23 protein-coding genes and 1 pseudogene are annotated in these 21174 nt (G+C 70.3%); 11 read left to right on the plus strand and 13 right to left on the minus strand.

What is annotated here, in order from left to right; all coding sequences use genetic code 11:
* Window positions 1-6 precede the first annotated feature (6 nt).
* Complete coding sequence (locus tag ACZ7EG_RS09335) at window positions 7-366, minus strand: NADH-quinone oxidoreductase subunit A (RefSeq protein ID WP_003974383.1); 360 nt, start codon at window positions 364-366, stop codon at window positions 7-9.
* Between the two features lie 724 nt (window positions 367-1090).
* On the opposite strand from ACZ7EG_RS09335, the gene ACZ7EG_RS09340 reads away from it, so the two are divergent.
* Window positions 1091-1930 carry a C40 family peptidase gene (locus tag ACZ7EG_RS09340; RefSeq protein ID WP_471074459.1) on the plus strand — a complete coding sequence of 280 codons (840 nt, stop codon included), beginning with the start codon at window positions 1091-1093 and terminating at the stop codon, window positions 1928-1930.
* Between the two features lie 545 nt (window positions 1931-2475).
* On the opposite strand, the gene ACZ7EG_RS09345 is transcribed toward ACZ7EG_RS09340, so the two are convergent.
* Entirely contained in the window at window positions 2476-3768 is a 1293-nt protein-coding gene (locus ACZ7EG_RS09345) for a geranylgeranyl reductase family protein (RefSeq protein WP_053669586.1), read from the minus strand.
* Window positions 3769-3866: 98 nt separating this feature from the next.
* Here ACZ7EG_RS09345 and ACZ7EG_RS09350 point away from each other — a divergent pair, with 98 nt between their 5' ends.
* Window positions 3867-4391 carry a GNAT family N-acetyltransferase gene (locus ACZ7EG_RS09350; protein WP_471074463.1) on the plus strand — a complete coding sequence of 175 codons (525 nt, stop codon included), beginning with the start codon at window positions 3867-3869 and terminating at the stop codon, window positions 4389-4391.
* Between the two features lie 74 nt (window positions 4392-4465).
* Window positions 4466-4810, plus strand: coding sequence for a PASTA domain-containing protein (locus ACZ7EG_RS09355; RefSeq protein ID WP_471074466.1), 345 nt, complete (start codon window positions 4466-4468; stop codon window positions 4808-4810).
* 18 nt (window positions 4811-4828) lie between these two features.
* Here the strand turns inward: ACZ7EG_RS09355 and ACZ7EG_RS09360 are convergent, their stop codons facing one another.
* Window positions 4829-5524, minus strand: coding sequence for a demethylmenaquinone methyltransferase (locus ACZ7EG_RS09360; protein WP_471074469.1), 696 nt, complete (start codon window positions 5522-5524; stop codon window positions 4829-4831).
* A gap of 443 nt (window positions 5525-5967) precedes the next feature.
* Here ACZ7EG_RS09360 and ACZ7EG_RS09365 point away from each other — a divergent pair, with 443 nt between their 5' ends.
* On the plus strand, window positions 5968-7035 hold the full coding sequence (locus ACZ7EG_RS09365; protein ID WP_471074472.1) for a chitinase: 1068 nt from the start codon (window positions 5968-5970) through the stop codon (window positions 7033-7035).
* Between the two features lie 13 nt (window positions 7036-7048).
* Here the strand turns inward: ACZ7EG_RS09365 and ACZ7EG_RS09370 are convergent, their stop codons facing one another.
* The 3 genes from ACZ7EG_RS09370 to ACZ7EG_RS09380 all read right to left on the minus strand — a co-directional run bounded on the left by ACZ7EG_RS09370 (window position 7049) and on the right by ACZ7EG_RS09380 (window position 10203).
* Window positions 7049-7717: an amidohydrolase family protein gene (locus tag ACZ7EG_RS09370; protein ID WP_471074900.1), complete on the minus strand. Its 669-nt coding sequence runs from the start codon at window positions 7715-7717 to the stop codon at window positions 7049-7051.
* Window positions 7718-7838: 121 nt separating this feature from the next.
* Window positions 7839-9038 carry a cyclic dehypoxanthinyl futalosine synthase gene (gene mqnC, locus ACZ7EG_RS09375; protein ID WP_471074475.1) on the minus strand — a complete coding sequence of 400 codons (1200 nt, stop codon included), beginning with the start codon at window positions 9036-9038 and terminating at the stop codon, window positions 7839-7841.
* Between the two features lie 70 nt (window positions 9039-9108).
* Entirely contained in the window at window positions 9109-10203 is a 1095-nt protein-coding gene (locus ACZ7EG_RS09380) for a lysostaphin resistance A-like protein (protein WP_471074478.1), read from the minus strand.
* A gap of 90 nt (window positions 10204-10293) precedes the next feature.
* Between ACZ7EG_RS09380 and ACZ7EG_RS09385 the strand changes: the two genes are divergently transcribed.
* Window positions 10294-10602: a hypothetical protein gene (locus ACZ7EG_RS09385; RefSeq protein ID WP_471074481.1), complete on the plus strand. Its 309-nt coding sequence runs from the start codon at window positions 10294-10296 to the stop codon at window positions 10600-10602.
* Window positions 10603-10638: 36 nt separating this feature from the next.
* On the opposite strand, the gene ACZ7EG_RS09390 is transcribed toward ACZ7EG_RS09385, so the two are convergent.
* Both ACZ7EG_RS09390 and ACZ7EG_RS09395 read right to left on the minus strand, forming a co-directional pair.
* Window positions 10639-11367, minus strand: coding sequence for a prepilin peptidase (locus ACZ7EG_RS09390; protein WP_471074484.1), 729 nt, complete (start codon window positions 11365-11367; stop codon window positions 10639-10641).
* On the minus strand, window positions 11364-14255 hold the full coding sequence (locus ACZ7EG_RS09395; RefSeq protein ID WP_471074487.1) for a BTAD domain-containing putative transcriptional regulator: 2892 nt from the start codon (window positions 14253-14255) through the stop codon (window positions 11364-11366). Before ACZ7EG_RS09395 ends, ACZ7EG_RS09390 begins: the two co-directional genes overlap by 4 nt.
* A 627-nt stretch (window positions 14256-14882) precedes the next feature.
* On the opposite strand from ACZ7EG_RS09395, the gene ACZ7EG_RS09400 reads away from it, so the two are divergent.
* From ACZ7EG_RS09400 to ACZ7EG_RS09425, 6 genes and pseudogenes are all read left to right on the plus strand, one after another.
* Window positions 14883-15368 carry a hypothetical protein gene (locus ACZ7EG_RS09400; protein ID WP_471074490.1) on the plus strand — a complete coding sequence of 162 codons (486 nt, stop codon included), beginning with the start codon at window positions 14883-14885 and terminating at the stop codon, window positions 15366-15368.
* Window positions 15356-16435: a hypothetical protein gene (locus tag ACZ7EG_RS09405; protein WP_471074493.1), complete on the plus strand. Its 1080-nt coding sequence runs from the start codon at window positions 15356-15358 to the stop codon at window positions 16433-16435. The genes ACZ7EG_RS09400 and ACZ7EG_RS09405 overlap by 13 nt, the downstream gene beginning before the upstream one ends.
* A 19-nt stretch (window positions 16436-16454) precedes the next feature.
* Complete coding sequence (locus tag ACZ7EG_RS09410; protein WP_471074496.1) at window positions 16455-17132, plus strand: hypothetical protein; 678 nt, start codon at window positions 16455-16457, stop codon at window positions 17130-17132.
* Between the two features lie 137 nt (window positions 17133-17269).
* Window positions 17270-17917 (plus strand): hypothetical protein, encoded by a 648-nt coding sequence (locus tag ACZ7EG_RS09415; RefSeq protein WP_471074498.1) that lies wholly within the window; start codon window positions 17270-17272, stop codon window positions 17915-17917.
* Between the two features lie 119 nt (window positions 17918-18036).
* Window positions 18037-18474, plus strand: a pseudogene (locus ACZ7EG_RS09420) (hypothetical protein); the annotation flags it as partial.
* A 28-nt stretch (window positions 18475-18502) separates the two neighbouring features.
* Window positions 18503-18865 (plus strand): hypothetical protein, encoded by a 363-nt coding sequence (locus ACZ7EG_RS09425; protein WP_471074501.1) that lies wholly within the window; start codon window positions 18503-18505, stop codon window positions 18863-18865.
* Window positions 18866-18929: 64 nt separating this feature from the next.
* Here ACZ7EG_RS09425 and ACZ7EG_RS09430 read toward each other — a convergent pair whose 3' ends face one another.
* The 5 genes from ACZ7EG_RS09430 to ACZ7EG_RS09450 all read right to left on the minus strand — a co-directional run bounded on the left by ACZ7EG_RS09430 (window position 18930) and on the right by ACZ7EG_RS09450 (window position 21118).
* The gene (locus ACZ7EG_RS09430; RefSeq protein WP_471074504.1) at window positions 18930-19160 is read right to left on the minus strand and encodes a hypothetical protein; all 231 of its coding nucleotides are present in this window, start codon (window positions 19158-19160) and stop codon (window positions 18930-18932) included.
* 304 nt (window positions 19161-19464) lie between these two features.
* Window positions 19465-19935, minus strand: a complete 471-nt coding sequence (locus tag ACZ7EG_RS09435; RefSeq protein WP_471074506.1) for a pilus assembly protein TadG-related protein — start codon at window positions 19933-19935, stop codon at window positions 19465-19467.
* Complete coding sequence (locus ACZ7EG_RS09440) at window positions 19932-20360, minus strand: TadE/TadG family type IV pilus assembly protein (protein ID WP_471074509.1); 429 nt, start codon at window positions 20358-20360, stop codon at window positions 19932-19934. Before ACZ7EG_RS09440 ends, ACZ7EG_RS09435 begins: the two co-directional genes overlap by 4 nt.
* Window positions 20361-20822 carry a TadE family protein gene (locus ACZ7EG_RS09445; RefSeq protein ID WP_471074512.1) on the minus strand — a complete coding sequence of 154 codons (462 nt, stop codon included), beginning with the start codon at window positions 20820-20822 and terminating at the stop codon, window positions 20361-20363.
* A 44-nt stretch (window positions 20823-20866) separates the two neighbouring features.
* Entirely contained in the window at window positions 20867-21118 is a 252-nt protein-coding gene (locus ACZ7EG_RS09450; RefSeq protein WP_010041603.1) for a hypothetical protein, read from the minus strand.
* Window positions 21119-21174 lie beyond the last annotated feature (56 nt).

Below are 21174 nucleotides of genomic sequence, written 5' to 3' on the forward strand. Positions count from 1 at the left end.
GGCCCCTCAGTCCCATTCCAGGCCGCCGCGCCGCCATACGTACGCGTACGCGACGAAGACGGTGAGCACGAAGAGCAGCATCTCCACGAGCCCGAAGATCCCCAGGGCGTCGAAGGTGACGGCCCAGGGGTAGAGGAAGACGATCTCGATATCGAAAATGATGAAGAGCATCGCCGTCAGGTAGTACTTGATGGGGAAGCGCCCGCCGCCGGCCGGCGTGGGGGTCGGCTCGATACCGCACTCGTAGGCCTCGAGCTTGGCGCGGTTGTACCGCTTGGGCCCGATCAACGTGGCCATCACCACGGAGAAGATCGCAAAGCCTGCCCCGAGGGCTCCCAGTACGAGGATGGGCGCATAAGCGTTCACCGCTCCTCGCTCCTCTCAGTCGGCACTGACTGCTGGCGGTTTGCATCGGGCTCACGTCCACCCCACCTGTCCCTCGAACCCCGCCCGCCCCGGCGAAGATCGGGAACATGTGAAGCAGGTCACAAGCCCAACCGCGTGCATCTTATGCCCGACGCTCTGTGATCTGCGACACGGGGTATTGCACAAGCTTTGTGATCTCCACCACCTGACGATCGATCATGAAGTCGGATGAGCGGTGATCTTCACACGCGAAGCGTCCGAGTGATCACGAGAGGTGACATTTTGGCTCGTCAGCGCAGGCCGGAGGGGTCGTCTCAATATCAAGAGGGTTCTCTTGCATGCAAATTCGCGATGGACTTGATCCCTTGATAGAGGCGCGTTCACACGTCAGGGGGCACCCGGGGCGAGGTGTGGACGTGTGCGCGCGTTCACGATCTTCGCGAGGCCGTGACACGGTCGTGATCTCCACACCCGGACGCGACCGGCAGGACGGCCGTTGCGTGACCTCCGTCACACGGATGAGAGGTCCGTGAGAACGGGGCTTGGCCAATCGACCCAACCGATGGTAGGCGCGGGGCAATTCGGGCGTATTGATCAAACACCGTGACCACAGGCTGGTCACGGGGCGCCCGCAATGTCCGTTACGGCGTCAATAAAGGGTCTCGTTCGGGGGTTTTGAGGGCCCGATTGAGTAACTGTGGCGCAGCACACGTTTCTTGAAGATATGAAGGAGCCCCTGGTACCGGTTATTCCCATGTCCCACACCGCTCACATACGCAGCCACCGGAAACCCCGCCGCAGCGCGACCTCTTCGATCGCCCTGCGCGCCGGCGTTGCCGGTGGCGTTCTCAGCATGGCAGCGGCGGGCGCGTCGGCCTCGGCGAGCGCCGCCGAGCCGGTGACGCAGACCATCGAACTGCCCACCCTGACGGCCGATATGTCCGCTCAGGTCGCCCAGTCCGCCGCCGCCACCCAGCAGGCCGCGGCGAACTACGAGCTGCGCGCCGAGCGTGACGCCGCGGCCGCCGAGGCCGCCGCGGAGGCCAAGAAGGACCTCGCCGAGGCGAAGAAGAAGGCGGAGGCCAAGAAGAAGGCCGCCGAGGCCGCCCGCAAGGCCGCCGCCGAGCGCGCCAACCGCAGCACCGAGCGCGCCACCCTGTCCGCATCCGCGTCCGCGTCCGCCTCCACTTCCGTGTCCGCGCCCTCCAGCGGCAGCGTCGCGACGGTCATCGCGTTCCTCAAGGCCCAGGTGGGCGACGCCTACGTCATGGGCGCCACCGGTCCCAACGCCTGGGACTGCTCCTCCCTCGTGCAGGCCGCGTACAAGCAGGTTGGTGTGGACCTGCCGCGCGTCTCGCAGGACCAGTCGATGTCCGGCACGGACGTCCCGCTCTCCAGCATCCAGGTCGGCGACATCCTGTACTGGGGCGGCAAGGGCTCCGCGTACCACGTGGGTGTCTACATCGGGAACGGCCAGTACCTGGACGCGGCCAACCCGTCCAAGGGCGTCGTCATCCAGGACCTGTCGGGCTACCCGGCGTCGGGCGCGGTGCGCGTCCTCTGACGTCGCGCGCCGTCCGAATCCTCCGCACATACGGGCTCGAGGGTCGTTGCCACTTCAAGGCGACGGCCCTCCCGGCCTGTCCGGGGCATCAGGCTCCGACCACCCTCACCCCGCCTCTCGCGGCGCTCCAGGGGCCTTCAGGGCCCTTCTGAAGGCCACTCGGCAACACGGTCCGCCCATGCGCTTCCGTCACTCCGGCACCATGTGCCCGAATTGTCCCACCCTGGCCTGATGTTGGCGACGAGCCGTACGACTGCGTCGGCACCTCGGCTCCCCTGACGGGCCGGAAGTTCCGTACGCCCCGGAATGAACCGGCCCGATGGCCGCGTGCGGCCGGACTGCTCGCTCCAAGAGACCGGCACCACGACCCGGCGACCCGCTCACGCCGTCGGCACCACGACCCCGCGACCCGCTCACCCCACCGACACCACGACCCCGCGCCCCGCTCACCCCACCGACACCACGACCCCGCGACCCGCTCACCCCACCGACACCACGCCCCGGCGGGCCGCTCACGCCACCGGCACCACGACCCCGCGGGCCGTTCAGGCCTTCGGCGCCACCCTGCTGAGCCCGTTGATGATGCGGTCCATCGCGTCGCCGCCCGTGGGGTCGGTGAGGTTCGCGAGGAGCTTCAGCGTGAACTTCATCAGCATCGGGTGCGTCAGACCGCGCTGGGCCGCGATCTGCATGACCTTCGGGTTGCCGATGAGCTTCACGAAGGCGCGGCCCAGCGTGTAGTAGCCGCCGTAGGTGTCCTTCAGGACGCGCGGGTAGCGCTGGAGGGCCAGTTCGCGGCTCGCGGGCGTCGGCCGGGCGTGGGCCTGGACGATGACGTCGGCGGCGATCTGGCCGGACTCCATGGCGTAGGCGATGCCCTCGCCGTTGAAGGGGTTGACCAGGCCGCCGGCGTCACCGACGAGCAGCAGGCCCTTGGTGTAGTGGGGCTGGCGGTTGAAGGCCATGGGGAGGGCTGCGCCGCGGATCGGGCCGGTCATGTTGTCGGGGGTGTAGCCCCAGTCCTCCGGCATCGACGCGCACCAGGCCTTCAGGACCTCGCGCCAGTCGAGCTCCTTGAAGGAGTCGGAGGTGTTGAGCACGCCCAGGCCGACGTTCGACGTGCCGTCGCCCATGCCGAAGATCCAGCCGTAGCCGGGCAGGAGACGGTCCTCGGCGCCGCGGCGGTCCCACAGCTCCAGCCAGGACTCCAGGTAGTCGTCCTCGTGGCGCGGGCTGGTGAAGTACGTGCGCACCGCCACGCCCATCGGCCGGTCCTCGCGGCGGTGCAGCCCCATCGCGAGGGACAGCCGGGTGGAGTTGCCGTCGGCGGCGACGACGAGCGGCGCGTGGAAGGTGACCTCGCGCTTCTCCTCGCCGAGCTTGGCGTGCACCCCCGTGATGCGGCCGGTGCGGTCGTCGACGATCGGCGCGCCCACGTTGCACCGCTCGAAGAGCCGGGCTCCGGCCTTCTGGGCCTGCCGGGCGAGCTGCTCGTCGAAGTCGTCGCGCTTGCGGACGAGGCCGTAGTCGGGGAAGGAGGCGAGATCCGGCCAGTCGAGCTGGAGTCGCACCCCGCCGCCGATGATGCGCAGGCCCTTGTTGCGCAGCCAGCCGGCTTCCTCCGAGATGTCGATGCCCATGGCCACGAGCTGCTTGACGGCACGCGGGGTGAGGCCGTCGCCGCAGACCTTCTCGCGCGGGAAGGCGGTCTTCTCCAGCAGGAGGACGTCGAGCCCCGCCTTGGCGAGGTGGTAGGCGGTGGTGGAGCCCGCAGGGCCCGCGCCCACGACGATCACATCGGCGGTGTTCTCCGAGAGGGGCTCGGTCACGACACTCACGGCGGGATCTCCCCAAGGTTCGGAATTGACGTGCCGACCGGCACGGGACACGGGCAGTCTATGCAGCGGCATTCATCACCCGGCTGAAGGGCTGCCCCGTGAACCGAGTTCTCCCCGCCGTGCGGCTGCGAGTCCCCACCCACGAGGACGCGTTCGTCTGGCACCGGATCTTCGGCGACCCGGACGTCATGGAGTTCCAGGGCGGCAGGGCCGCGGAACTCTCGGTCTACGAGGAGCTCACCGCTCGCCAGCGCTGGCACGACGCCGAGCTCGGCTTCTGCCTGTGGACCGTGCTCGACGAGTCGGGGCAGGTCATCGGCTTCACCGGCGCCCAGCCCTGGGAGCGGGACTGGGGCCCGGCCGGCGAGATCGAGATCGGCTGGCGGCTGGGCCGGGAGCACTGGGGCAGGGGTTATGTGACGGCGGCCGCCCGGCAGACGCTGGACCGGGTGCGGGCGGCCGGCGTGCCGGGTGTGGTCGCGATGGTCGACGCCCGCAACAGCCGGTCCATCGCCGTGACGCAGCGACTCGGGATGCGCCTCGCCGAGACGTTCACGACGCCTTCCTCGCGTCGGGCGGGGCACTGCTACCGGCTCGACCTGGCGGCTGTTGACGCAGAGTAGTCGACTGTCACAGCAGGACACCCGTCGCTTCCGGTGGGTTCGGGGCGGGAGTTACCCTTCCAGTACCGCTGGGGGTGACATCTGTGCACATATCCCGCAACACACCCGATGTGCGCGTACCGCGTCTGGTCGGCCTGATGGCCGTGGACGCGCGGGAGAGGGCCCGGGCGCAGGGTCTCCTCCTCACCACGCCGGACCGGCCCGAAGCCCCGCTCGTCGTCGACTACGTCGTCCGCCAGTACCCGCAGCCCGGTGCCGAGGTGCCGCGGGACTCGATGGTCTACGTGTGGTTCGACTTCGGACCCGGGGAGGGCGGCGGGGGCGTGCACGAACCCCGGGTCCCGCGTCCGCCCCGGGGCGGTCTCCAGCGCGAGCTGGACGAGCCGGGCGGCCCCCACATGGTCCTCAGCTCGCCCTAGGACCGACGGGCCCCGGCCTCACTCGGCCTTGAAGCCCCGGTGCAGGGCGACGATCCCGCCGCTCAGGTTGCGCCAGGCCACCCGCGACCAGCCGGCCTTGCCCAGCCGCTCGGCCAGCGCGGGCTGGTCGGGCCAGGCGCGGATGGACTCGGCGAGGTAGACGTAGGCGTCGGGGCTGGAGGACACGGCCCGGGCGACCGGCGGCAGGGCGCGCATCAGGTACTCGGTGTAGACGGTGCGGAACGGCGCCCAGGTCGGGTGCGAGAACTCGCAGATCACGATCCGCCCGCCGGGCCGGGTCACCCGGAGCATCTCGCGCAGGCCGGCGTCCGTGTCCTGCACGTTGCGCAGCCCGAAGGAGATGGTGACGGCGTCGAAGGTGTCGTCCTTGAAGGGGAGCCTCGTCGCGTCGCCGGCGGTGTACGGCAGCCAGGGCTGCCGCCGCTTGCCGACCTGGAGCATGCCCTGGGAGAAGTCGCACGGGACGACGTAGGCGCCGGTGCGGGCGAAGGGCAGCGAGGAGGTGCCGGTGCCCGCCGCGAGGTCGAGGATCTTCTGCGCGGGACGCGCGTCGACCGCCTTGGCGACCTCCTTGCGCCATCGCCGGTCCTGGCCGAGGGACAGCACGTCGTTGGTCAGGTCGTACCGTTCCGCCACGTCGTCGAACATCGAGGCGACTTCGTGCGGCTGCTTGTCCAGGGATGCGCGGGTCACGGGCCCATTCTTGCAGCACGCCCTCCGGGCAGGAGCCGCGGCTGCTTCCGTGCCGCCACGTCCTCCGCCCAGCCGCACAGCAGCACGAACACTCGCGCCGGGCGGCCTGGAGGCGAACGTCCTCGGCTTGAGGCACGTCGGCCGGAGCCGATGGGACACCGCCGGGCCGGCGTTGCCGCGTTTGCGGCTGCGGCCGCGAGAGGCGCGCTTTTCGATGGCGGGCTCGGAATGCATTTCCCGGACAGTAGGGTTCCTTTATGTGCCCCAAACTCGGGTTTTCATGTGAGAGACCCATGAGAAACGGCCCGGGCTGTCTTTTCTCTGAGTGCTTGCGGGAACGCCTGCGGAACGCGTCACGAGCACCGGCCATCGTGAGACGTTCGCGGCCGGGAAACGTATCGGTCTTTGACCCGTGACATCTCACGAGATCGGAAGCGCACGTCATGAGGAACTTGCGGAGGCCGGCAGCCGGGCTCGGATGTCTGATCACCCTGGCCGCCGCCACGGGCTGTTCGGGCCAGGACGGCCCGGCCCGCGCGGCACCCTCCGTGACGGCGGCGCCCGGCACCTCGACCCCTGCCGGGAGCGGCACCTCGACCCCTGCCGGGAGCCGCACCTCGCCCCCTGCCGGGAGCAGCACCTCGTACGCCCCGTACGTCAGTGCCGGGGAAGCCGCCGCCACCGACTCGGCCGGTTCCCCCACGACGTACAACCTGGCGTTCGTCATAGCCGAGGGTGAGGCCTGCGTCCCCCGGTGGGACGGCACACAAGCCATCGGCGACGCGGGAGTCGCATCCCGTGTCGCGAAACTCAAGGAGGGCGGCGGCCGGGTCCGGGTCTCCTTCGGCGGCGCCTCCGGCAAGGAACTCGCGGCGAACTGCGACAGCGCGCCGGAACTGGCCGCGGCCTACGGCAAGGCGCTCGACGCGGCCGGTACGACCCTGGCCGACTTCGACATCGAGGGCGACGACCTGGGCGACTCCGCGTCCACCGCCCTGCGTTCGAAGGCGATCGCGCAGCTGCAGAAGGAACGGCCCGGCCTGAAGGTCTCGTTCACCCTGCCGGTGATGCCCTCGGGGCTCAGCAAGGACAGTCTGGCGCTCCTCGCCTCCGCCAACGACCACGCTGTGCAGGTCTCCACCGTCAACCTCATGACGATGAACTACGGCTCGTCGTACGACGGTGACATGGGCGGCTACGCCCTCACGGCCGCCGAGGCCGCGCACGCCCAGTTGCGGAAGACCTTCAAGACCTCGGACGCGACCGCCTGGCGGGGCATGGCGCTCACCCCGATGATCGGCGTCAACGACGTCGAGGGCGAGACGTTCACGCTCGCGGACGCCGCCGAGGTCCGCACGTTCGCCGAGGAGAAGGGCATCGCCTGGGTGTCGATGTGGTCGACGGCCCGGGACCGGCAGTGCGCGGACGGCACCGAGTCGACGAAGGCGGCGACCGACTGCAGCGGGGTGGCCCAGAAGCCGGGGGCGTTCGGGAAGGCGTTCGCGGGCTGACCCGGCCCCGGGGTCAGCGGGCCCGGTACACCAGGCGGCCGGCCAGCACGGTCGCCACGCAGGTCACTGCGCCGCGCTCGCGCAGGGCCGTCTCGTCGGGTGCGTCGAACACCGCCAGGTCGGCCCGGCCGCCGACGGACAGCGGGGCGTGGACCGTGCCGCGCAGGTCGTACCCCTCCGCGAACGGGTCGAGGTCGGGCCGCTCACCGAGGAGTGTGCCGGGTGCCCCCGTCGTGCCCACGACGGTCAGCCCGGACCGGGCGACGGCCGTGGCCACCATCGGATCGCGGAAACGGGCGCCGGGCGCGGCGACGGCCGTCGTGCCGTACCGCAGCATCCGCTGCACTCCGCGCCGTACGCTGCCCGACCAGCGGGTCTCGGTGAGGTCGCCCAGGGCGGCCAACTTCTGGCCCCACAGGGGTTCTTCGCCCAGTTCGTCGGCTTCGCGCGGGTCGGGGTGGTAGCAGTGGCGCAGCAGCCACAGCGGGTGCCACTGGCGCAGACCGGGGGTGAGCACGCCCGGCCAGCGCCGAACCCGCGCGCCCGGTGCCTTTTCGGTGAGCTCCTCGTACGGCCCGACAGCCGTGATCCGGTCGCCGTCCACCAGGACGGCCCCGTCCACGACGGTTGTGTACGCGCCGGCTGTGTCCGCGCCGGTTGCGGCCACGCCGGATGCGTCCATGCCCGGTGCGGCCATGCCCGGTGCGGCCATACCCGGTGCGGCCATACCCGGTGCGTCCACGCCCGGTGCCGCGCCCGCCGGGAGGACCAGCGGGGCGGCGTGGATCGTCAGCACGGTGGCGTCAGTTGGGGGCCAGCAGCTTCAGCTCGGGGTGAGCCGTGCCGCCCGCGATGGCCGTGGAGGAGATGTGCGAGACCACACGGTCGTCGACCGGGTCGTTCGCCGGGTCGTCGTGGACGACGAGGTGCTCGTAGGTCGTGGCGCGCTGGGCGGGCACCCGGCCCGCCTTCCGGATCAGATCAATGATCTCCATCCGGTTGGACCGGTGCTTGGCACCGGCCGACGACACCACGTTCTCCTCCAGCATGATCGAGCCGAGGTCGTCGGCGCCGTAGTGCAGGGAGAGCTGGCCGACCTCCTTGCCCGTGGTCAGCCAGGAGCCCTGGATGTGGGCGATGTTGTCCATGAACAGCCGCGCGATGGCGATCATCCGCAGGTACTCGAAGAGCGTCGCCTGCGTGCGGCCCTTCAGGTGGTTGTTCTCCGGCTGGTAGGTGTACGGGATGAAGGCGCGGAAGCCGCCCGTGCGGTCCTGGACGTCCCGGATCATCCGCAGGTGCTCGATGCGCTCGGCGTTGGTCTCACCGGTGCCCATGAGCATGGTGGAGGTGGACTCCACGCCCAGGTTGTGGGCGATCTCCATGATCTCCAGCCAGCGCTCGCCGGACTCCTTCAGCGGGGCGATGGCCTTGCGGGGCCGCTCGGGCAGCAGCTCGGCACCGGCACCGGCGAAGGAGTCGAGGCCGGCGGCGTGGATGCGCTGGATGGCCTCCTCCACGCTCACCTCGGAGATCCGGGCCATGTGCTCGACCTCGGACGCGCCCAGCGAGTGGATCACCAGCTGCGGGAACGCGTCCTTGATCGCCTTGAAGTGCTTCTCGTAGTACTCGACGCCGTAGTCCGGGTGGTGTCCGCCCTGGAACATGATCTGCGTGCCGCCCAGCTCGACGGTCTCCGCGCACCTGCGCAGGATGTCGTCCAGGTCCCGCGTCCAGCCCTTGGCGGTGTCCTTCGGGGCGGCGTAGAACGCGCAGAAACGGCATGCCGTGACGCAGACGTTCGTGTAGTTGATGTTGCGCTCGATGATGTACGTCGCGATGTGCTCGGTCCCGGCGTACCGGCGGCGGCGTACGGCGTCGGCGGCGGCGCCCAGGGCGTGCAGCGGGGCGTCCCGGTACAGCACGAGCGCCTCGTCCGGGGTGATCCGCCCACCGGCGGCTGCACGGTCGAGGATGGGCTGAAGGTCGGCCTTCTCGGTCACCGGGCGTCCCTTTCGTAAGGGTTGTGGACGGACCAGCCCAGCGTACGCCAGGGCCTCGATGGGCTGGACGTCAGGCCGTGCGGGCGGGGTGGCCGTAGGGGGCGGGCGGGGTGCTCGGTGCCGAGAGGCGCTGCGGCCGGCGACGCCGGGCGAGCCACAGCACGAGCGCGGCGTAGAGCAGTTCCGTGGCGATGCCGGTGAGAGCCAGCGGCCAGGGCGCGTCGGCGGCGGTCTCGTCCGACGACAGTCCGCCGACGACCGCGGCGGAGAGGCCGAAGGCCAGCAGGTTGTTCAGCACGTGCAGGGCGATGGCCGCTTCGAGTCCGCCGGTGCGGATCGTGAGCAGGCCCGCCACCAAGCCGTTCACCAGCAGCCCGAGGAAGCCCCACCGGGTGCCCCAGCCGTGGGCCGCGGCGAACAGCACGGCCTGCGGGATCACGGCGAGCCACGGGGAACGCACGAACGCCCCGACCGCCTGGAGCAGCCAGCCGCGGAAGACGTACTCCTCGGCCGAGGCCTGCAGCGGGACGAGGACGGCCAGCACGGCCAGGGCCACGAGGAAGGAGCGCCAGCCCACCCAGATGTCGGACTCGTCCGAGCCGCCCGGCAGGAAGAAGGCGATCACCGTGAGCAGGAGGATGGGCGGCAGCCCGGCCAGCAGGCACCACCCCAGCCAGCCGATCCGCAGCCGTCCGGTGACCGACGTGACGGTCCCGGCGGCCCGTCTCGCCGGCCACAGCGTGGCCAGCAGCACCAGGGGCAGGGCTATCGCGATGGACACGAGCTCCATCGCGGTGTTCCCGAGCGGCCCTAAGTCGGCACCGCCGTCGGGCAGTTCGGGGGCACCGAGCGCCGTGCCGAGCCCGTAGGACACGGCCAGCAGCACAAGCAGGATCACGAAGTAGGCGAAGGCCAACAGCACCGTGCCGACCAACGGCCGCCACCAGCGGTGACGGCCTGTGGCGCGGTCCAGGCGGTGGTAGGGATGACCGGCTGGGTCGGGGGTCGGGGCGGCGGGGTACGGCGTGGGGCCGGTGGGGTACGGCGTGGGGCCGGCGGGGTACGGCGTGGGGCCGGCGGGGTACGGCGTGGGGCCGGCGGGGTACGGCGTGGGGCCGGCGGGGTACGGGGTCGGGCCGGTGGGGTGCGGGGGTGTGTTTGTCATGATCAGCATCATGACAGTGCCGATTGCGCGGATCACATGCGTTCGGCGCGCCTCACGCACTCACATACACCTCACCCAGGAGGCACCCCGATGACCGATGCCACCCGCCCCGCGGAGCGCCCGGAATTCGGCCCGGCCCAGTACATAGCCCCCTACCTGCTGCTCGTCCTGGCCCACGCCGGCGTGCGGAAGGCCATCGCCGACGAGCGGCCCCTGCTCTTATGGCTGTTCACGGCCGTCGCCCTGCTCGGCACGGTGAGTGCCGTCGTGCGGCTGCGGCGGATGTGGGGCGCGCATCGGCGGCGCGCCCTGCCCGGGTGGACGCGGTTGCTCGGCGTTCTTCTCGCCGCGTACGGGCTGTACGTCGCCTACCGCGTCCTCGGCGGCATCGCGGGCTGATCGCCGGCTGATCCCCACGCGCGCCGTACGGCGTCGTCAGGCCGTGTACGCGCCCACGAGCAGGCCCAGGAACGCCCCCGCGATCAGGAACGGGCCGAAGGGGATGGCCGTCTTGCGGGTGGCTCGGCGGGTGATCACCAGGGCGGCGCCGTACAGCGCGCCCAGGAGGAAACCCGCGAACGTGCCGAGCATGACCGTCGGCCAGCCGTACCAGCCGAGGGCCGCGCCGGTGCCGAGGGCGAGTTTGACGTCGCCGAAGCCCATGCCGGCGGGGTTGATGAGGAACAGGACGAAGTAGCCGCCGCCCAGGGCAAGGGAGCCGAGCAGGGCGGTCGTCCAGCTGCCCGCGTGTTCGGGAACGAGGGCGGTGAGGCCGAGCAGGGCCAGGGCGGCCGCGGCGAAGGGGAGGGTGAGCGGGTCGGGCAGGCGCCGTACCCGGAAGTCGACGACCGTGAGCAGCACGCCGACCGGGGCGAGCAGCAGCCAGACCCCGAGTTCGGGGCGGGTGCCGGTCGCGGCGGCGAGGACCGCGCAGACCAGGGCGGTGCCGGCCGCGAGGGGCGTCGTACGCGGTCCGTATCCGGACTCCGCACACTCCGGGCATGCCGCCCGCCCCAGCCAGCCCCTGACGGGGTGCCCGCCGGGGCACTCCTTCCGCCAGGCCTCCCCCGACGGCGTCGAGAACCGGTAGGCCGCGCGCGGCAGCAACGCTCCCGCCGCCGCACCCCACAGCACGGCGACGAGGACCAGCAGCCCGGTGCTCATCCCACCGCGGCGATCGCGTCACGCCACGTCGGCAGCAGCTCGTCGAGCAGTGCCTCGGTGCGCGGCGGCAGCCCGCGGGCCCCGCTGCGGCCGATGAGGTCGGTGGCGAGTCCGGTCAGCCGTTCCGTGTCACCGGTGGCGTGGGTGGCGCGCAGCAGCTCGTGCCACAGGCGCTCGTCGGCCGGAGCGGTGCGCAGGGCCGCGTTGAGCGCCTCGATGGCCTTCTCCGCGCGGTCCTTCTCCATGTGGAACTCGCACAGCGCGAGCCCCGTGTCCGCGACGAGCAGCGGCAACTGGGCGTCCACGATCTCGTGGGAGAGCCACTGGTAACGGCCCTCCGGCCGGTCAGCGAGCAGCGGCCCGCGCACCAGCACCAGCGCGTCGGTGAGCAGCCGCCCGCGCACGGCCCGGCTGCCGACACCCCGGCCCTGCGTGGCCTCGTGGTACAGGGACCGCAGCACGTCCAGGTCGGAGACGACCGTCTTGGCGAGTGTGAGCCGGCCGGAGCCGTCGGTGGCGAGGCGGGGCGTGCCGTCGGGGTCGGTGCCGAGCCAGTCGCGCAGCCGGTCGAGCAGCGCGCTGCGCACGTCGTCGGTGACGCCGCGCGGCCACAACGCCGAGGACAGCACGCGCGGGTGAACGCCCTCGCGGTGCAGGAGCAGCAGGGCGAGCGCCTCGTGCAGCAGCGCACTGCGCTCCCCGTCCGGGGTGTCCAGCCCGATGATCTCGTACGGCCCGACGAGCCGTGCGTACACGGCCGGACGCCCCTGCTCGCTGATGTCGACGAGGAACGGCGGGGTGGTAGCCGGCCTGTCGCTCTCGCGGTCCGGGTCGGCCTCGACGAACAGCTCGACCACGGCCCGCTGCTGGGCGACGGGCAGCAACTGGGCGTCGAGTTCGAGCCCGAGGAGGGGCGCGAGCAGCTTGCCCTGGCCGGTGATCTCCATCTCCCAGGCGGCGCCCGGCAGATCGCCGGTCTCGGTGCCGACGAGGTAGCCGATGCCGAGACGGCCGGCGTCAGCGGCGAGTTCGGCGAGCTTGACGGCGTCCTCGGCGGACGGCTGGGCGGCCAGCAGGACGAGGTGCGGGGCCCAACGGGTGTGCTGGGCGGGCCCGGTGCGCCCGGTGAGGACGGAGTCGTGCCCGGCGGCACCCAGCGCTCCGCGCCGCTGCCGCGTCTCGGCCTCCATGGTCTCGACGAGGGCCTCGATGTCCTCGAGGTGCCGGATCCGGTTCGGGGCGAGGGGCGTGAGGTCCTCCCCGAAGCCGACGAGCGTGATGGTCATGCGGTCCGACCACCCGTTGGTCGCCAACTCGGCGGCCACGGAGGCGAAGACGGCGGCCCGGTCGGCCTCCCGGCCGCTCAGCGAGACGATGCCGGGCACGGCCTCCAGGTTGAGCAGCAGCCGCGAGTCGTCCATGGTGCCGAGGCTGACGAGGCCGGGGTAGGGCGCGGCCGTGTCGACGTCCTCGTAGCGCTCGGCGTCGGTGCGGGAGAGCACCCAGAACGTCTGGTCCTGCCCCTGCTGCCAGGGAGCCGGGGGCTTCCCGGCGGGCTGGGCGAGCTGGAGGTGCAGGTCGCCGTTGCTGAGCCAGGCCGCGTAGACGACCGGCAGCGCGCGCGACTCCTCGGCGAGGGAGGCGGCGAGACCGCGCAGGCTCCGGTCCAGCAGTCGTACGCCCTCGGGGTCGGCGCCGACGAGCAGCGCGTCCTGGACGTCCAGCGCGTCACCGCTCGGCGTGGGCGGCTCCATGCCGCGCCGTCCGCCGAGCGAGCCGAACGCCGACTGCCACAGGGCCTGCCGACGGCGCCGCCCCAGGGCGCCGAGGAGACCGGCGGCGAGGAGGGGCGCGGTGAGGAGGGCTTCGGGCAGGCCGAAGGAGCTGTCGGACTCGGCGCCGACGGCGGTGGTCTGCTGGTGGCCGGTGTCGTGGGCGGGCCGCTGCTGGTCGGGGACGGACACCTGGGTGGCGCCGCCGGGTGCCTGGTCGCTTCCCCCCTGCGCGCCGGAGCCGCCTCCGCCCTGGGCGTGGTCGCCGGTCCGGGCGTAGTCGCCGATCTGCTGCTGCACGTCGGGCGACACGTTGGGCGCCTCGTCGGGCATCTCGACGAGGTCGCCGCCGCGGGCGTCGCCCGGCATCTCCATGATCCAGCCGGGCCGGATGAGGCTGGCCTCGGAGAGCTTGGACCCGTCCGGCTGCACGCGGTCCTTGTTGAGCTCGAAGATCTCCTTGTAGCGGCGGCCGTCGCCGAGGTGGCGCTGGGCTATCTCCCAGAGGGAGTCGTGGTGACGGCCCTCGGGCGGCTGGATCCGGTAGTACTTCGTGTCGCCCTGCTTGGCGGTGCTGCCGCCGGCGTCGGCGTGGGCGGCGGCGTGCGAGGCCTGCTCGGCGAGGGCCGCCGCGGCGCCGGAGGCCTGCTCCTGCTGCTGGGCGAAGATGCCCGGGGTGGCCTGGGCGGCCGCGACGGTCGGCTTCTGGTTGGCGTCGTAGCTGTTCCCGAGCTGCGACAGCCCCGGCGTGAAGCTGGCGGCGGTCGCGCCGACGAGCAGCAGCGCGGCGACGAGCTGACGGGCGAGCAACTGGCTCGGCCCGGCGCCGGGCACCCGCCCCGGCACGCCGACGCCCGACAGCGCGGCCTTCATCTCCACGAGCACGCACGCGGTGAACTGCGCCCACGCCAGCCACACGATGACGGTGAGGATGTTCAGGAACGTGTGAACGGTGATCTCTTGCTGCAGCCAGTCGAAACTGGGCACCCCGTTCGGCAGCGGCCACCCGATCTGCGTGGCCAGCGCGCCCGGCACGCCGACGAGCAGCACGGCCAGGGCGACGAAGGCGAAGAACGCCTTGACGAAGTCCCCGAACGACCGCCGCCGGATCCGCACGGGCTGCGGGGTCCGGTTCCGCGGGGCGGCCGTGGTCCCCGTCGTCGTTCCCGTCGTACTTCCCGTCGAGCTTGACGAGCTTGAGGTGCGGCGTCGCGGCATGGCGGGTGTCCTGGGGTCGTGTGTGGAGTGAGTCGAGTGAGGTGAGGCCGAGCTGTGAGGTGAGGGGTGTGCTGAGCCTACAGAGATCTTATGGACTCTTATCGAGGTCGTCGAAGGGCGGATCGAAGGACCCCCATCGGCGTCCGATTTGCCCCTGAATTCATCGGTGTTCACTCGGGAGCCGGGCGACCGCCAGCGACACCTTCGCAATTGCCACGCAGGCCTCTCACGATCCCCGCGCAACCCACCACTGCCTATCAAGGCCTCATTACCGGCCCCTGATAGCTTCGTTCCCTACCGCACACGCAGGACGACGATCGAAACAACGGGGGAGATACGCCAGTGGCTCGCCGCGCTCGCACGACAACAGCCGCCGCGCTCACTGTGGCAGCGGCCTTGCTGCTCACCGCCTGCGGCGGGGGTGGCAACGACTCGCCGGACGGCATCGAGGGAGCGGACAAGGGGGCCGGCAGTCCTTCCGCTTCGGCCTCCGGCGCTGCGTCGACCGATGTCCAGCGGCCTGACGTGAGTGTCCCGAAGGACCTGGATCTGGTCTTCGACTTCGACAGGCCGTCGGACCAGGACGGCGCGGCAGCCCTCGAGGACGCCGCGAACTACATTCGCGCGCTGAACCACGGCATCACGAAACAGGACCCGGAGGATCCCGCCTTCCAGTTCTACTCGTCGGGCCAGGCTTCCCAGTACGCGCACTCGCAGATCAAGGAGTACGTGGACGGCGGCTGGACGCTGACAGGCAGAGACCGGTACTACGACGCAGAGATCAGCTCTGGCGAGGAGTCCGAGAAGGTCAAGACGGTCAGCGTCACCTTCTGTGAGGACCAGTCCAAGGTCTTCGGCAAGGAAGTCAAGAGCGAGAAGGTCCACCGCACGAAGGAAAGCCTGGCCAGCTATCAGAAGTTCACCCTCCTCATGACGTCCGTGAAGGACAACCCCGTATGGCGGGCCCAGCAGGTCACGGTCGAGGGGAAGGCAGAGGCATGCCGGGGGTGACCGCGTCCCGGACGAAGCTGATCGTGGGGCTGGCTGCCGGTTGCGTCCTTTGGACCGCTGGTGCGGCCCACGCCGACAAACCGGTCGGCGGCGAAGCGACACCGCCTCCGCAAGGTGGAAGCGACGGTAAGGGTGGCCTGTCGGCCTCGGTCTCCAACATCAAGGTCACGTATCCGAGTGGTGGGGGTGGCGGTGGCGAGGAAGGCAACCTCGGCACGGTCGATCCCAACTGGAAGCCTCCGGCCTGCTGGTACGAGCCCGCATTCAGCCCGGAGCGGTTGAAGAACTTCGTGGACTCGGACGGTGGCGGTGACGTCGGAATTCACGAGTCCTGGTTCGGCAAGGGTCTGTGGACCGACCACTACCGGGACGGCAAACCGGCGGACAACTTCGATATGCACGCGGCGACGAACAGCTCCGCCGAGGGTTACAAGGACTACAACCTCGGCAAGGACGGCTACTTCTGGCGGGGCGTCGCCCCCGATCCCAGCGATCCGGACTCGTGGGACTGCGGCCGCATCATGTTCTGGGTCGACGCCGGCAAGGTCCCGGACGACCCGAACGCGCCCACCCCGAAGACACTCGCCGAGTACGCCTACAACAAGGTGAAGGTTCCTGACACCCAGGTCGAGCTGAAGCCGGCCGCGAAGTCCACGGTGAACCTGCCCACCTGGGTCTGGCTGGACAAGGGCACCTTCAAGGACGTCAAGGTCCGGGCAGCATTGCCGAACACGGGCCTGTGGGCGGAGACGACGGCCAAGCCGGTCGCCCTCCACCTGGACCCGGGCACCGAGGACGCCGAGGTCTTCCCGGCCTCCGGCGACTGCGAGATCAACGACGACGGCTCCATCGGCACCCCGTACACCAAGGGCGCCGCCGACAAGACCCCGCCGTGCGGCATCCGCTACCTCCGCGCGACCGACGGCGCCCCGTACCAGCTCTCCGCCAGCGTCACCTGGCAGATCACCTGGGAAGGCTCCGACGGCTCCGACGGCGACCTGCCCGACGGCACCTTCGAGACCACCCAGGACATGAACGTCCAGGAGATCCAGTCGATCAACCGCTGAGTGGCGGTGAAGGAAGGCCATGCTCGAGCAACCCGAGCGCTACCGGGTCGAGTTCGCGAGCGGCACAGCCGCCTCGGTGGCGAAGCGCCGCTCATTTCGAGGCCTCGAACGCAACGACATCGAGAGGGACTTGCCCGGCTGGCCGTCTCAGCGCCCCTTCAGAGTGCGAGGTTTCTTCGGCAAGTTCGGTCACCACGTCCTCACCGTCGTCACCGGACTCCTCTTGCTGCCGCTCCACATCATCGCCGACGCTCTCGGCAGCCCCGTGTCGCCGGAGAAGCGGGGAAAGCTGGAGGAGCGTGAGAACGAGGTCGACGACTTCCCCGTCATGTGGGCGGGCGTGGGCCAGACGGCCCGCACACTGCCCTGGCAGCTCGATCCTTCCCGGCGGGACTGGCGCACCGTGACCGAGATCGAACTGGCCGGCCCGGACGGGCTGGTACGCATCGTGTCCCACGAGGACACAGCCCGGGGCAGCCGATTCCTCTCCTGGGGCGGTGGCATGAGGACACCGGGGTCCGAGGCGATCCTCTGGTCGGTGTCCCGGGAGGAGATCGTCGGCGCGGAACTCAAGCGATTCAGCGTGGCCGAGTCCGACTTCAGGATCGCCTTCCGGGATGGTTCATGGGCCCGGCTGACGAGTTCGCCGCACGGTGCACGGAGGATCGTCGCCCTGCTCGGTCAAGGGACCGCGTGAGCGGCATCGTTCGCAATCGCCACGCCGCACTCCTCACCTCGCCGACACAAACCACCACGGGCTCTCATGGTGCCGTGGCCCACCCCTGATAGCTTCGTTCCCTGTCGCGTACACCGAAACTTACGGGGAGATCAACTGTGGCCCGCCGCGCACTGACCACCACGGCCGCAGCGTTCGCCACGACGGCGGCGCTGCTTCTGACCGCCTGCGGCGGGGGCGAGGATTCCTCGTCGGACGACGCCAGGGGCGCGGGCGACAGCTCAACCAGCCCGGCAGCCTCGAAGTCGTCCGCGGTACCCGGCGTCAGGCGCCCGGTCATCAAGCTCCCCAGCAGCTTCCAGCTCACCTTCGAGAACTGGACGAGCAGCGATCCGGTGGAGCAGGCGGTGCTGAACGACGCTAAGGAAGAGGTCAGGGCCGGCTACGCGGCGATCATCGCCAACGACCCGGACAGTGCAGCCGTCACCTTCTACGACACCAAAGGGGTCCGCGGGCTGACGACGGAGTGGATCAAGTCCTACACGGACAAGGACCTCACCGTCATCGGTAAGCTGCCCGCGTTCGACCCCAAGGTCGTCATGGCGGGGAACGACAGGGGAGCGGCGCTCACCTACTGCACGGACGAGACCGAGGCGAAGACCAAGAACCGCAAGACCAGCAAGGTCGAGGGGAATCCGGCGGGCACAAGCCCCTACGTCCGCTACTCGCTTTCCCTGGCGAAGAACGAGCAGGGCGTGTGGCAGAACTCGTCGGTGCGCGGTGAACGGGGGAAGTGCTCCAGGTGAGGACGCCGTTCCGAGCGCCCGCTACCAGCTCTCCGCCAGTGCCACCCGGAAGACGACCTGGGAAGGACCGGACGGCTCCGGCGGTGACCTGCCCGACGGCTCCTTCGAGACGACCCAGGATGCCCAGTTTCTCGCTGGCAGTTCCGGAATCCTGGTGGGAGTTCGACATCCGTCCAGGCATCCCGTTGTCCGCGACCATCACGGTGCCGGTCCTCGGCTCGCGGAACAAGCAGGGCGTGGCCCTGTCCACGGACCCCCGGGCCATCGCCGAGACTCCGCGCACCATCACGCCTCACCGCGAAGGCGATGCCTGGCGCAAGGTTACGACAGTCGAGATCCCGGAAGTGGGCCCTGCCGCGCGCACCTACGGCGTCGAGGACGTGCCCGTCACCCAGGGGGACAGCCGGACGCTGCGTATGGTGGTGACCCAGACGTATGTACCCATCCCGGGAACCACCGACCAGGTCGCCCTCATCTCCGGAGCCAGCCCCGTGCTGGACCTGGCCGACGCCTTCCATGACATCTTCGACACTGTGACGAGTACCTTCCGCTTCGTCCGACCGTCCGACCTGTGGGGGAATCCGAATGGGCAAGGGCAAGAGCGACCTCGCGCTTCCGCTGACCGAGCTGGAGAGCTACGGGCGTCGGCTGCGGTCCATCAAAACGCGGCTGAATCACACCAAGAAGCTCTTCGAGTCGTACAAGGACGACATCGGCGACGGCAGTGTCAATGACGCGCTCGGCGATTTCGAGTCCAACTGGGAAGACGGGCGCGAGGACATCACGCAGCAGCTCGACGCGCTGGCGAGTATGTCCGATGCCGTCGTACGCGAGTTCAAGAAGCTGGATGACGAACTCGCCAAGAAGGTGAACGACGCCATGAAGACCGAGGACAAGCGGGGCGGTAAGGGCGGAAAGGGCCGTGCGGGGGATGGCGGGGGGAAGTAGACCGCCGCCCGAGAGACGCGAAAGGCCCCGGATCCGGAGATCCGGGGCCTTTCCTGCGCGTTCGTCAGGAAGCGACGGCCGCGTTGAGGTGCAGGTCCGCCGCGATGCCCTGCGGCGAGACGGAGAGGCCCAGGCCGCCGCCGACGCCGGTGGTGAGGCCCGCGGCCGTGGTCTCGACGTAGAGACCGGCAGCGGCGCCGGCACCCGCGGTGGCACCGCCCGCCTGGCCGCCGGCGATGGTGTCCAGCTCGGCGTCGGACATCTGGGCGGTTGCGATCTGCGGGGTGAAGGCCATGGGGGGCGGTTCCCTTCGTTCATTCATTTCAATTGCTCGAGCGTGACCGATCAAAGCACGCCGGAGTAGGGGCGGCCAGTCGGTGCCCGGTCCGTGGATGGGAAAGCGGACGGAAAGCGGAGAGGGAATTCATGGGTGTGGCCGTTCGGTCACCGGGGACCTCGCGGCCTTCACATCTTCTGCCGTTTCGCGATACCGGAATGCGGTCCACAGCGCGGAAAGCGGTCCGGGCTCGGCTGCTTCCCCATCCCACCCCGACCTCACAGTGAACGGTGTGCAGATTCGCGGGATGTTCCGGATCTGCTCAGCCGACCTCGTTCTCGGCGACCGCCTGCCCGTGCACCACCACGTCACCGCCGTAGAACATCCCCGTGAAGACCGGCGAGTACGTGAGCTGCACCTCGACCTCGACCTGCTCTGCGTTCGCCGCCACGCAGTGGGTCGCGCCGATGTCCGCGCCCGTCATGTCCATCTCGCGGGCGAAGGCCTTCACGCGGGCGTTGCAGTTCTCGAAGTTGATCGGCGCCGGGCCGCCCTCGTTCTCGTAGAGGGCGTCGCGGTCGATGTCCTGGGCCGCGTAACGAGCCGCCTGTTCGGCGATGTCGGCGGCGCGTTCGCGCTTGGAGATGGACAGGCCGCCGTCGATGACGAACGCGGAGAGGGAGAGGAAGACCAGCGTGAAGATGATGACCGCGCCGGCGCCGGAGCCGCGGTCGTCCAGACGCGCGCCACGGGCCGTCCAGCACGACAGCCAGGAGGACCGGAGGTGCCTCACACCGACCTCCGGAAGGGGTCGAGGGGGGAGCTGAAGCTCGCCGACAGCGTCGTCGGGACGTCGAGGCCGAGCATGGCCAGACCCCGCACCTGGCAGCTGACCTCGACCGTGAAGATGGTGTCCGGCTCGAAGCCCTGGCTGGTCTGCGTGACGTTCACCGGGCCCGAGCAGACGTCCGCCAGGTTGGCCTCGGCGGCCTTCTTGGCCTCGGCCATGGCCGTCGCGTGGTCCTTCTGGATCGAACCCGCGCGGGCCGCGTCCCTGGCCGCGCCGTCGAGCGCTCCGCGGCCGTCCACGAGCTGGCCGAAGGCCACCAGAACCAGGATGAAAAGGATCATCACCGGGGCGAGGATCACGACCTCGACGGTGGACAGGCCGCTGTCGTCCGCAGACCGACGGCGCTTCGGGAAAGGAGGGACGGACATTCAGTTCCCCTCTTCCTGGACGAACCGCTCCACCGGCCCCGCCGACCGCGCGTGCACCGTCAGATCCAGCCCGGGGAACACCGTCGGGACCCTCGCAGCGATCTCCACGCCCACCGTGTTCTGCTCCGGCTGCACCATCGTCACGTCCGGGGACAGGACCAGTTGGGGGCCCAGCTGCTGGATGTAGCTGTCCACCACGTCCCGTGCCTCGCCCCGCCACGCGCCCGGCTGTTCGTCGGCCGTGGCCCGGGCCTTGCGGGCTCCGGCCTGGGCCGCCGCCTGGGCGACGTGGTCCGCGAAGAAGTACAGGGCGAACTGCACGGTCGCGAAGATCATGAAGAACAGGACGGGGGTGAGCAGGACGAACTCGATCGCGGTCATGCCTGAATCGCCGCGGGTGGCCGCCCGTTCCCGTGCGGCCCGCGCCCAGCGGCGTGCCCGTCTGCTGACGTCTGCCGGCATCCCCGTGAACCCCGTTGCTCCTGCTCCCGATGCTCTCGAGGCGATCAGCAGGTCTTGCCCGCGTCGGCGCCCTTGATGCAGTCGCCGACCTTGTTGGCGCCCTCGCTGAGCGCGGCGTTGATGATGGCGGCCACGACACCCACGATCGCCACGACCACCGCGGAGATGATGACCCACTCGACCGCGGAGGCACCGCGGTCCAGCTCGCCGGAGCGGGCCCGCTCGGTGCGGGCCTGGAGGAAGGTGACCAGGAAGTCCACGGCGGGGATGCCGGTGTGGAAGTTACGTCCGTTCATGACGTCTTGTCCTTTCGAAATCGGTTCACGGAGGTTCTGGAGTTGTGAAGGTCGCT

The sequence above is a fragment of the Streptomyces sp. NPDC037100 genome, assembly GCF_055606225.1.